Here is a 12250-nt window from a genome sequence, read left to right as displayed (position 1 = left end):
TCAAAATTAACCAGACGTTTTCGCAGGTAATCTGATTAATCAATTCTAATGATTGTAACGGGTTGGCCTATAGTAAGTTAGGGGTTACATTCAGTAAATAGTCATTACTGAACGTAACCCCTTCTTATGGTTGATCGATTCGTTTAGGCGAAATCCTACCAAACGATTATACGTTCATTTTCAGGCTTATACATTTTATCGCCCGGTTGCACATTAAATGCGTTGTAAAAAGGCGTGAAGTTCATCAGAGGGCCATTCACACGCCACCTTGCCGGTGAGTGCGGATTCGTGTTTACATACATGCCCATATACGCGTCCCTGGTTTTTACCCGCCATATCCTGGCTATCGAGATGAAGAAACGTTGGTCGGGTGTAAAGCCATCCAGTTTCGTCGTGTCTTTTCCTTGTTCGGTCAATTTAAAGGCATCGTAGGCAATGGCAACCCCGGCAATGTCGGCGGTGTTTTCCCCTACAGTTAAGGCACCTTTTACATGCACTGAATCCAGCACGGTAAACTTATTGTATTGATCAATCACCTGCTGGGTTTTCGCTTTGAATTTTTCATAGTCGACTTTGGTCCACCAGTTGGTCACGTTGCCGTATTTATCATACTGTGCTCCCTGATCGTCAAACGAGTGCGTTATTTCGTGACCAATCACCATACCGATACCGCCATAGTTAAGCGCATCATCGGCATTCACATCGAAATAAGGAGCTTGTAAGATACCGGCCGGGAAAACAATTTCATTGAGCGGAGGATTGTTGTAAGCCGTTACCGTTGGCGGAGTCGTATGCCATTCGGTTCTGTCGACCCGCTGTCCTACTTTAGCCAGGCTGTAGATATAATCGTTTTTATTTGTCGACAACCGATTTTCAAAATAAGCGTCTCTTTTTATATCCGCCTTCGAATAATCTCTCCATTTATCAGGATAACCGATCTTCTGGGAGAAAGCATACAGTTTTTCTTTCGCCTTTGCCTTCGTAGAATCACTCATCCAGTCCAGCCTGTTGATGCGGGCTTCAAATGCTTTTTTGAGGTTGTCGACCAGGACGGCTATCCGTTTCCTGGCTTCTTCCGGAAAGTATTTTTTTACGTATAACTGGGCCAGCGCATCGCCGAGCGAGCCATCGACTGCCTGGGTCATATCTTCGGCTCGTGTTTTCTTAACCGCTTGTCCGGTCAGAATTTTGGCATACGCAAAAGACGCATCCACAAACGGTTGGCTTAAAAAGTTCGAATAGTTGGTTAGTGCATGCGCTTTTAAATAGACTTTCCAATCACCGATGGAAACGGATGTCAGCAGCGTATTCAACTTGTCATAATAAGCCGGTTGGGCTACGTTGACCGAATCAACCTTTAGACCTAGGTCGTTTAACAACATTGTCCAGTTTAGGGTCGGCTGTTTTTTGGCAAGATCAGCGACCGCCAGTTTATTGTAGTTCGCCTTTACATCCCTGCGTTCAATATTGGTTCGATGGGCGGTTGCCAATTGTTTTTCAATGTCGTAGGTAACCGTTGCGTTTTTCTCCGCGGTAGTTGCATCAGTCCCGGTCAATGCAAACAAGCGAGTGAGATAGTTTCTGTACGCTTTTTGAATCGAAAGAGTTGACGAATCGGTCTTGAAATAATACTCCCGTTCTGGCAAGCCAATGCCGGTTTGAGAAAACTGAGCAATATTGATCGTACTCTGCCTGTTGTCGGGGCCTACATAAAAACCAATAATGGACCTATCACTTACTTTTTGTTCTTCGGCCACCAATGTTAATAACGAACGAATATCGGTCACAGCATCGATGCGGGCAAGCAGTGGCTTGATGGGTTCATACCCGCGTTTATTAATGGCGGACGTATCCATTCCCGACGCATAAAAATCACCCACCTTTTGCTCGAGACTTCCCGCCGGATGTTTGTCTGCCGAAACGCTGTCCAGAATCCCCTGCAGCCGTATGCGTTGGGGAAAATTCATAAAGGAATAAGATCCCACCCCTGTTTGACTGGCCGGTATCCGGGCAGTATCATACCAAATAGCGTTGGCGTACGAAAAAAAATCATCTCCGGGTTTTTTGGAAGCGTCTATTCCCGTTATGACTACGCGTTTCGTATGCATAATAGAAGCTTGCTTACACGCGCCTGCCAAAAACAGCATTAGACAGATACATAGTAGTCTTTTCATCGTTTTTATTTATTGATGGTAGTCCATGGACATCAACTAATTCGCGTCAGAATTATAAATAAACCAGTCTGAATTGGGTGAGTGGGAAAACAATTTTGCGACGATTGCGAATGAGTTCTGCTTTCTGGGCAAAGCTAAAGCTAGTCAATAAGCGCACACGAAGCGATTGGCAGCAGCAGCGTTCAGAATTTATTTATCGTTTGGGGTTCAATTACGTTTGGTCATGCTTGAACGTGAAGACTTATAAACCCCTGAAAGTTAGCTTTTAAAATCCGGTGGGCCGGTCTATTTTTAGTGGCTCACTTTATGGGGTTCAGGACAACATAACGGTAAATTTGGGCAGACCATTTTGGCCTGGAATGCAGACTGACCTGTGAACCAAGACTGCATTTCTTCCCGTTATATCGTTTAGTTAGGGGAATAGTCTAAAAGACACATAGCTATAGGCTTTGCCCTTTTAATACATATAGATTTAATTTGAACCCTAGTAACAACCGCTGAATAATACGCACCAGAAGATGAAAGGAACTAAGCTGGATTTGTGCCTGAGTATGGGGTATTTTCGGATGCAGCAGGACATTTTTACCTGCCACTCTGTGCTATTTGATAATGCGCTTTATTCTGTTCACTGGTTGCGTATTACGCTGGCAAATGTTGACTATGGAACAAAGCAACTTAGATTGCTTAGGAGTAATGAGAAATTTTCGGTCGAGATCAAGCCTTTCGTTCTTACCGAAGAATTAGAATCGCTTTATGCGCGATACAAAAGTGCCATTAATTTTGATGCTCCCTATTCTGTAGAAAGCTGCTTGCTGGATGGAGATACCTATAATGCGTTTGATACGTATGTGATTGAAGTGCGGGATGGAAATAAGTTAATTGCAGCCGGAATCTTTGACAATGGCTCACAAAGCATTGCTGGCATTATGAACTTTTACCACCCAGACTATCGAAAGTATAGCTTAGGTAAATACCTCATGCTACAGAAAATTAATTACGCCCGACTTCAGCATAAAGCTTACTACTACCCAGGATACTTAGTTAGTAATTACCCTAAGTTTGATTATAAATTATTTCCCTGTGAAGCAGCAACCGAAGTATTTGATAGCAATAGGAGAAGCTGGTTGCCTTTCTCGTGGGGAACAATAACTGCTTTATTAGCCTGATAAACACTACTGCCATTAAAAGATAAAGGTCATCGCGTCGATAATTTTCGCATTGACGCGATGACCTGACACAAAAATGCCCGGCCATCAGCCAGGCATTTTGTGCTATTATAAATCAGTTTTACGTAATCACAATCGTTAAATTCTACCGTTTAGTCTTAATCCGTTCTTGATTCCGGATTGTTATCAACCACATTAAAATTAACTGTTCCTTTATTGCTGTCCGATTAGGTAGGTGTAGCTGATTCTACAGGCTTGCCCTATCAGAAAACTGTAGTTGTATTCATTGATACGCACAAAAACCAAAAGGTAACAGAAAAAATATGGCTCCTCCCTCGTAAGGCCAGAATTTTATCCTTGCCTTGAACGGAATGGTTAACTACCGAAAAATCAATTTTATACGGGAAGGCTAGGGTTTTAGGCTCTATTCCTATCTAATGCATAAGCCTGTTTTTGTTCAAATAGGACTTTAGAAGGAATACGGGTTCCTGCCTGGCTATTGGCTGGGTGGGGCTTTTATACTAAATAAAGCCTGATAGACTACTCCAAATCACAGCAGGCGACGCCAATAAATTTGGAGTAGGAAATTTTAAACGAGTGCAGTGCAACCGGTTAACCACGTCTGGCAGCAGAATAGCCGTGACCTGAACTTTGCTCGAAATCTTGGCTATTTTGCCTTTTCTATCCGTGTAATTGACAAGGAAAAACAAAAAAAATAGTAATATAAAGGGTGTCCCAACAAATTTATAGTGATTTATGGCAGTAATTGACGTAAATTAGGGGGATGAATCAAGATACATACACAGCCATACCTGATACTTCGGACACGAACTATTGGGAATTAAAGGCCGCCAGTGGTCAGGACCGCAGTCAAACGTTTGTGCCCAGGGACAAGGAGCTCCACCAAAAACTGAAGACTCAAGCCTGGAAAGCCATTCAGACCTCATTGTCCCACAGAAACAGAAAGATTAAGTATTAAGCTGTAAAAGAAATAAAAAGCCGGTGCTCGATCAATTGATCGAGCACCGGCTTTTTATATAGTCCTGGCGTCAATAATAAAAATAGAAAATGCCCCGATCTGGTTTCACACCATCAGATCGGGGCATTTTTAGTATTGGTCATAACTTTTAGCATCACGGCTTTAACTTTTTCACCGCTTTACTATAAACCTGCTATCGAACATTTTTATACTAACGCTATATGTTAACGCAACTACTTCCACAATTCTTGAAAAAGCCAATGAAACAGGCTTACACGAATGCAATTGATTACGGCGAATTACTGCTGGGATTTCGTGACGTATTGACACCACCACGTTCCAGAATTTTTATTGGTGCTGGAGACTATAAAGTAGTAGGCCAGGAGTTTAAACGACATTTTATTAACATCGGTGGCTTACAACCACACGAATCGGTATTAGATGTGGGTTGTGGTATTGGTCGGATGGCGGTTCCTTTGACGGATTACCTCACTGCCCCTGGTCGTTATGAAGGGTTCGATATAGTTGGTCACGGAATCGATTGGTGCCTACATAACATTACGCCCCGCTTTACTAATTTCAATTTTCAAGTGGCAGATATCTACAATAGCCACTATAATCCATCGGGAAATTATCAGGCTTATAACTACCGATTCCCTTTCGACGATAACAGCTTCGATTTTGTGTTTCTGACTTCGGTTTTCACGCATATGCCCGTTCAGGAGGTGGACCATTATTTATCCGAAATCAGCCGGGTGCTTAAGCCGGGTGGGCGCTGTTTTTCTACCTTCTTTTTATTGAACGACCAATCGCGTCGACTCATGAAGACTGAAAATAGCACCTATAATTTTCAATATAAGTTAGATGGCCGGTATGTTTTTAGTTTAGAAGACCCGGATCTGGGAACAGCCTTCGACCAGTCTACCATACAGACTATGCTGGGGCGCTACGGCTTATCGGCTCAAAATTTTATCTATCCTGGCAGTTGGTGCGGACGAAGAAATACCGCTACTTTCCAGGATATTGTCGTCGCCTATAAACGATAAGATTTGAACGACAATGGTAAGACGCGGTCTGCCTCAACCAGATCTCTATGAAGCGTTCAAATCTCTTCCTGACCGTTTTATTAACTGATACGCCTAACCTTATGCTGACTGGCCGTTAACTTTCCTTTTCGTGTCTAACTTCAAGTAGGGTAACGGTCTCAAACCAGTACGTTCGTAAGTTACTCAAATAGGTTTTCCAGTCGGCATAACTAAAAGGCTTAATCGTAAATGAAGAAGCGCCAAATATGTAAGCACGCTCAACTAACTTAGCTGTTTTACGGGCCGATAGCATCACCACGGGTAATAAACGACCTTTGGGATGTGCTCGTAATAAGGCCAGAAAATCTAACCCATCTACCTTATCTTTTAAGTCTATATCCAGCAAAACTAGTTTAGGGCCTTTTCCCTCCAGGTTATCAATATATAACTTGGCGTCTTCGAAACTAGTGATGTGTATGAAGGATGCCTCTGGAAAATTAGTTTTGGCAGCTCGGTCAAGAACTTCTGCAACCAGTGGGTCATCATCGACGAGTAAAATGGGAAACAACGATTTCTGCATAAAGGATTAGTTGTAAGCGCTAATAAATACGTAAAGTGAACAAAATGAGATAGATCATGCTAGTTGAAACGAACAGAACTGCCTCTGCTATACAATTTGGCAAATCTATTGTAGTGGTAAATACACACTAAAGGTGGCTCCCTTGCCAGGTTGGCTGCTAGCCGTGATTGCTCCACCATGATTATCGACTACTTTTTGGCAAATGGCTAAACCTACTCCTGTGCCGGCAAATTCATTTCGACCATGCAGGCGCTGAAAGACCTGAAAGATGCGGTCTGCATATTTGTCATCAAAGCCAATACCATTATCGACCACCTCAATACAGCAGTAAATTGTTGCCTGTCGGGCAGGTTTTATCGTAGAAGGGAGGTCAGTAGCCATCACATAGTAGGCAATTACTTTGATCTGGGGTAAAATTCCGGCTGTCGGTTCACGACGACTGAATTTGAGGGCATTGGACAATAGATTCTGGAAGAGTTGCTCTAATTGCAAGGCATCACCCTGCACACTGGGTAAGGTGCCAATCTGGATTTGAGCATTGCTCTCTTCAATGGCTACCGATAAATTTTCCAGTGTCTGGTCAATGACGCTGGTCAATGGGACGGTAGCCTCTGATACCTGACGGATTGAAATGCGGGAAAATGCCAACAAATCTTTAATCAGCATCGACATGCGGCTGGCTGCCGACTGCATCCGTTCCAGATAAGCTAGCTCTTCGCCCAGAGAACCGATATAACGCGACTTGAGCAAATCGCTGAATTGTTGGATCTTACGTAATGGCTCCTGTAAGTCGTGAGAAGCAATATAGGCGAACTGCTCCAGATTCTCATTGGAACGGGTAAGCAGTTGATTGGACTCTTCAAGTCCGATATTAACGGCTGCAACTTCTTCATTAACGGCCGTAAGCTCCTCGTTGGTAGCGGCTAATTCCTCATTTGTTGCTGCTAATTCTTCATTGGCAGTTTCGAGTTCTTCTGTCCGCTGCTGGATTTGCTGTTCCAGCGCTAACTGGATTCTACGGTGCTCGGTAACGTCTTGCGCCGTACCACTTAGAACAGCCGGGTTTCCGTCAGAATCCGTGAAAACCTGTGCCTGAGCGTGAATAATACGTATTTGACCCGTAAGTCGGTTAATGATTGGATGTTCATTGTCATAAAAGCCAGATGAACCGGACTGAATGACGGCAGCTATAGCATCTGCAACAGACTGTCGGTGCTCGTCTGGCAAGGGGTTGTAGGCTTCATCCAGGCTCTTGGTACTTTCTGAAAAGCCGAGCCATTCCATAAAACGTTCCGAATAATGAAACGTGCCGGTTTGAATATCCATGCTCCAGGTAGCCAGCTCGGCCAGTTCGATGGCACCCCGCAAGCGTTGTTCGCTTTTTTCCAGGCTCTGCTTGATCAGTACCAGGTCTGTTATTTCGGCGGCCGTGTTCATTACACCATACACCTGGCCGTCGGCATCATAAAGAGGAGTGAAGCTATAATTAAAGTAATAGGGCTGTAATTTACCATCTACCTGAATATCTACACGCTGATTCCTGGCATGGAAAGAAACACCAGTTGTATAAACACTGTCTAACTGAGAGTAGATGTGCTGATCGGCTAGTTCGGGTAATATCTCCGAATAGAGTTTCCCAACGACATCATTACCCTTTCCCCATATATTGATAATCGACTGATTGGCCAGCTGAATGCGCATTTGACGGCCTACATAGACACCAATCGGAAATGGCGCGCTGGCCACCAGACTGCGCAGGGTTTGCTCACTTTCGATTAAGGCTTGTTCCGCTTTTTTGTGTTCGGTTATATCCTGTAAGGTGCCATTGAAGCGGTAAGCTTTTTGAGCCTCGTTGAACCACGCTTTTCCTTTTGCCTTTACAAACCGCTCCTGTTGAGTTGCTGGATGAACGATGGTATAGTCAATGTCATATCGGCCCCCTGATCCATATTGTAGAGCCTCGTTAATTGCTTCTGCTACCCGTTTTCTATCGCTTTCTGCAATTGCGTTGATAGCTAAAGGCAGTTCAATCTCATCGTTGGGTTGTAGGCCAAACCAGTGTTTCAAACGGGCATTGGCGGTAAATCTATTCGTGATTGGATCCAGATCCCAGGTGCCTAATTCAGTGGCCTCAATGGCAAATGTCAATTGTTGGTTACTTTCTTCAAGGTGCTTTAAATTCGTTACTTTTTGAGTGGTTTCGGTGCAGGTAACAAATACGCCTGCAATACGATTAGATTCGTCAATAACCGGGCTGTAACTAAATGTCCAGTAAACATCGTCAAGCTCCCCATTGCGATAGATTGGTATAAGCTGGTCCTCACTCCAGGTGGCTTCTCCACCAGCAAGTACCTGATCAATCAACGGTTTGATTACCGGCCAGATTTCTGGCCAAACCTGGGCTCCCGGCTGACCGAGCGCATCAGGATGTTTGCCTTCATTCCCCAGGCTGGGACGATAGGCATCATTATAAAAACAAAGGTGTTGCTCTCCCCAAAATAGAAACATGGGGAATTTGGAATTTAGAATAATACTCAGGGTAGTCCTCAGGCTTTGAGGCCATTGGACGGGTGTGCCGATTGGGGTCTGTTCCCAATTATACTGACGGGTAAGTTCACCCATCTCACCACCCCCTCTTAAAAACGGATAGTTCGTATTTGTAGCTGCGGTTTCCAAGGTAAAAATAGAGCTAATCTTCCAGGAGTGTACGTATTCTGGTTTATGTACAAGCCACCGATTTCGGCGATTATTTCCTGATAGAAGAGAGGTTTATCTCAAACTATAATGGCTGACTACTGAAATATGATAGACACGGTAAACGAGCTAAATGTTTTGACGAAAATACTCTAAACAAAGCCTCTGCCATGCTGGTTATAAAGTACTCTGACCACATCATGCAAAAGACAGAAACCCAGGATGGCATTACCATTACAGCCTACCTACACGACGACGGTCGGGTGATGCTGGACAAGCCAATGCAGGTTCGTTTTGAGTTGCCTGATGGGGGAGTTTATAATGAAGAACTCTACCCCGAATCGGCCGACGGGCTTAACTATGGCGGGCTTTCATCCCAGTTCACCTTTGTGAAAGCGATTAGGTCCATCAAGTCAGCCCTGTAGAAGACACAATTAAATTTAGTTCCTTACTATCTGAGTATATAAGTATAGAATTTATTGTTATATGTACAATAAATTCCCCTGCGGGCTATGGCTCCGTCTAATAAATAATACTTTATACTTACATACGACGGCTTGGCGCGGGTAGGCCTATACCGTGTTATAGTTTCCTGAATTTGAGTGATACAGTTCCCTGCTGACCATCCATCTTATACTGAAATACATTAATTTCTTCACAAGTCATTGTCAGCACACCCGCTGCTTTGGTCGAGGTCAGATTTATACTGTAGCTTACACAGGCTCCCTGAAGATCTGTTCTGGTGACCTGCTGACCTACCTGGGCACTTTTGTAAACAAGGCTGTCTCTGGGTTGACCATCAACTGTAGCTACCAACGTCATATCCACCCGATCCGTGGCTACTCGTTCCACAGTTAGCCGAAAGATTTGCCCTTGAATAGGAAATACGGCATTATTGGCCTTGGCTTCATAGGTGCCGGAAATAGTCTGGGCAGGTTCGGGCAGGACTACCTTATTACTAACGCAGCCGGTAATACCGACTACCGATGCAAGGCAAAGGCTGGTTAGAAGTTTACTCGTGACCATCTGCGTTTAGGAATGTTTCAGTACGGAAACGAAAGAATAGTTATAACTACTATAAACGATCATATTGAACTTCTTCGGGGTTAACGAAATTTACTTTTCGGTACGCGCTTCAACAAACTAGGGCTTTCGCTTGGAGCCGTGCCACGGTTTCTACGCGCACTAGTAGAAACCGTGGCACGGCTCCAAGCGAAAGCCCTATAAAATTTTAATTATTTTGCAAAGGTCAGATAGTCAAGAATTTAAATAGAAGGATGATGTAGCCAGATGATAATAATTCATGTAGATACATGAATTATTGTACTTTCTTAAATTAATAGCGTCGAACTAGTGTTAAGTAGATTACAAAGAAGCTACAAAGGTTTCTTTCAGTACTATGAAATATGCAATTGACTCCATCTTTACCAGCCTGCTTATCATTATACCTTTACTGATTTACGGGCTGGCTGACATCTTCATGTGGCTGGCTGTGGGGAAAGGCCAATACGTGCAAATTATCGGCTTTCCTTTGTATTGTATACTTTTCCTATGGTTATCGAATGCCTGGATAAAGTGCTACAACCAACGAAAGATGACCTCCTCAGTATAAACTGTATCACGCTAAAGTAGCGTGTTCGGCCATACAGCCAATGCCACAATTTTTGGTAGTTACCGCATCGGCAGACCGTAAATTACGGAAACGCACCCAAGTGGTCGGAGCTTTCGTTTTTGCGCTTCACCAGGCAGGTGGTTTCTCAAGAACTAAAATAGCCGACTGCTTCCACAGTCGGCTATAAATGTTTTTCAGAACGTTGAGTAAATCAGTCCATCCTTAACGCTTCCTGGCTCGAAAAGTCTGAATCAACTCGAAACGATGAGGAAACGGCCTTTTGGAGTGTCTATGAAGTCATTTTTCTGCTGGAATAACGATCAGACCAATCTCATTGGTACTGTCCACAGGGTAACGTGATCCAGTTTGAAACGAGAACCTGGATGCATTTTACTCGCCATCTCCTTCCAACAGCTCTTCTTCCAAATCAAGTCGATGCTCGACTAATCGGATTACATCGTCATCGTAATCTGGCAGTCTACGAAATGAATGTAGCTTTTTACGCTCTTGTTCGGTCACGTTCAGCATAATTTTTTGGAAGTGACCGAGCAGGAGAATTGCCTGTTGTCTAGTGCCATCATCGCTATTGGCCTCCTTTAACAGGTGTAATTTGTGCTTTATAAACTGAACCCGGTGCTGAAGAAGCACACTTTTCTCAATATCAGCCTGATAAACGGACTGCAATTCTTCAAAAGCAGCTTTATAGAGGGCCAAATCGATCTCTAATCGTTGCTGATCATCCGATTTGGCATCCGCTAATTCTTTTGGCTTGACCCGCCTGATTACCCAGGGTAATGTAAGCCCTTGACCGACAAGCGTAACGATGATGACCACAAACGTGATAAACAGAAAAAGCGGACGGTTGGGGAATGGCTGCCCATTAGGTAACAACAGTGGAATAGCTGAGGCCGAAGCCAGCGAAACCACACCCCGCATGCCTACCCAACCGGCTACAACTGGGTTTCGCCAGCCAGGCCTGCTCTGGGCAACCCTAATAAACCGGCTGATGTATCGGGTAAAGACCGTACTGGTAAAGCCGGAAATCATTCGAACGACAATAACAACTATGGTAACAACTAAGGCATAGTTGAGGGCTGTCCATATAGACATGTTCTGGATCGACCCGGTGATTTCGTTCAGTTGAAGGCCGATCAAAAAGAAAACGACAGCGTTGAGGATAAAGACAACTGACGACCAGAGAGCAGCCGCTTTCAGCCGGCTCTGGTGGGGAAAAACAAAGTGAATCTGGTAAGCAATGAACAAGCCGCCACTAACCACCGCTAGCACACCCGAAGAATGGACTGCTTCGGCCGTAATGTACATCAGGTAAGGAAGCACGATTGAAAAGGCAACATCCAGATTGGCATTGGTCGGTAGCCATTTATAAATGGCATAGGATAACAGACCAAACGCCAGGCCGATACCAATACCCGAAACAACGACGAGCGAAAACCCGGTTACGGCTTCGTACCAAACGAATTGATGAGTGGTAATAGCCGCCAGCGCAAATCGAAATAAGGTCAAACTTGTGGCATCATTCAGCAGGCTTTCTCCCTCTAAAACAGAAACAACTCCTTTGGGGAGCTTCGTGAATTTTAAGACGGAAACGGCTGCAGCCGCATCGGGGGGCGAAATAATGGCGCCCAGCAGAAACCCCTGACTCAAGGTAAATCCGGGAATGAGCCAATGGCTCACAAAGGCGACGGCGGTAGCGGTTGCCAATACATAGCCTAACGCTAATACGCTGATAATTCTTCGCCACTTCCATAATGCTTTCAGCGACATATTCTGGGCAGCATCAAATAAAATCGGTGGTAGAATGACCAGAAAAACTAGTTCAGGGTCAATATGAATGGCTGGAATGGCTGGCACAAAACTGACAAGCAGGCCAGCCAGTACGAGAAATACCGGATAGGCGATCTTCAGCTTTTGGGCGAGAACAACCAGTAACGAAACACAAAAAGTAAGCCCCAGACAGAGGAGGATAAGGCTTTGAAGGTGTCCTGGCATAATACGATCG

General features: G+C 44.3%; 8 protein-coding genes. 3 read left to right on the top strand and 5 right to left on the bottom strand.

All coding sequences use genetic code 11. The features are described from left to right. Positions 1-155: 155 nt before the first annotated feature. The gene (locus tag GJR95_RS27595) at positions 156-2174 is read right to left on the bottom strand and encodes a M13 family metallopeptidase (RefSeq protein ID WP_162388925.1); all 2019 of its coding nucleotides are present in this window, start codon (positions 2172-2174) and stop codon (positions 156-158) included. Between the two features lie 518 nt (positions 2175-2692). Here GJR95_RS27595 and GJR95_RS27590 point away from each other — a divergent pair. Further along, a complete protein-coding gene (locus tag GJR95_RS27590) occupies positions 2693-3340 on the top strand; it encodes an arginine-tRNA-protein transferase (protein ID WP_162388924.1) in 648 nt (215 codons plus the stop codon). 1239 nt (positions 3341-4579) lie between these two features. Next, positions 4580-5365 (top strand): class I SAM-dependent methyltransferase, encoded by a 786-nt coding sequence (locus tag GJR95_RS27585; RefSeq protein WP_232540880.1) that lies wholly within the window; start codon positions 4580-4582, stop codon positions 5363-5365. A gap of 115 nt (positions 5366-5480) precedes the next feature. On the opposite strand, the gene GJR95_RS27580 is transcribed toward GJR95_RS27585, so the two are convergent. Continuing rightward, positions 5481-5924 (bottom strand): response regulator, encoded by a 444-nt coding sequence (locus tag GJR95_RS27580; protein ID WP_162388922.1) that lies wholly within the window; start codon positions 5922-5924, stop codon positions 5481-5483. A gap of 105 nt (positions 5925-6029) precedes the next feature. Further along, positions 6030-8546 carry a PAS domain-containing sensor histidine kinase gene (locus GJR95_RS27575; protein ID WP_162391884.1) on the bottom strand — a complete coding sequence of 839 codons (2517 nt, stop codon included), beginning with the start codon at positions 8544-8546 and terminating at the stop codon, positions 6030-6032. A gap of 272 nt (positions 8547-8818) precedes the next feature. On the opposite strand from GJR95_RS27575, the gene GJR95_RS27570 reads away from it, so the two are divergent. Further along, positions 8819-9043, top strand: coding sequence for a hypothetical protein (locus tag GJR95_RS27570; protein WP_162388921.1), 225 nt, complete (start codon positions 8819-8821; stop codon positions 9041-9043). Positions 9044-9200: 157 nt separating this feature from the next. Here GJR95_RS27570 and GJR95_RS27565 read toward each other — a convergent pair whose 3' ends face one another. Both GJR95_RS27565 and GJR95_RS27560 read right to left on the bottom strand, forming a co-directional pair. Continuing rightward, a complete protein-coding gene (locus GJR95_RS27565; RefSeq protein ID WP_162388920.1) occupies positions 9201-9644 on the bottom strand; it encodes a hypothetical protein in 444 nt (147 codons plus the stop codon). 976 nt (positions 9645-10620) lie between these two features. Further along, positions 10621-12240, bottom strand: coding sequence for a Na+/H+ antiporter (locus GJR95_RS27560; RefSeq protein ID WP_162388919.1), 1620 nt, complete (start codon positions 12238-12240; stop codon positions 10621-10623). Between the last annotated feature and the right edge of the window lie 10 nt (positions 12241-12250).

Source organism: Spirosoma endbachense, from assembly GCF_010233585.1.
GTDB lineage: Bacteria > Bacteroidota > Bacteroidia > Cytophagales > Spirosomataceae > Spirosoma > Spirosoma endbachense.
This window is presented reverse-complemented; position numbering and strand designations above follow the sequence as displayed.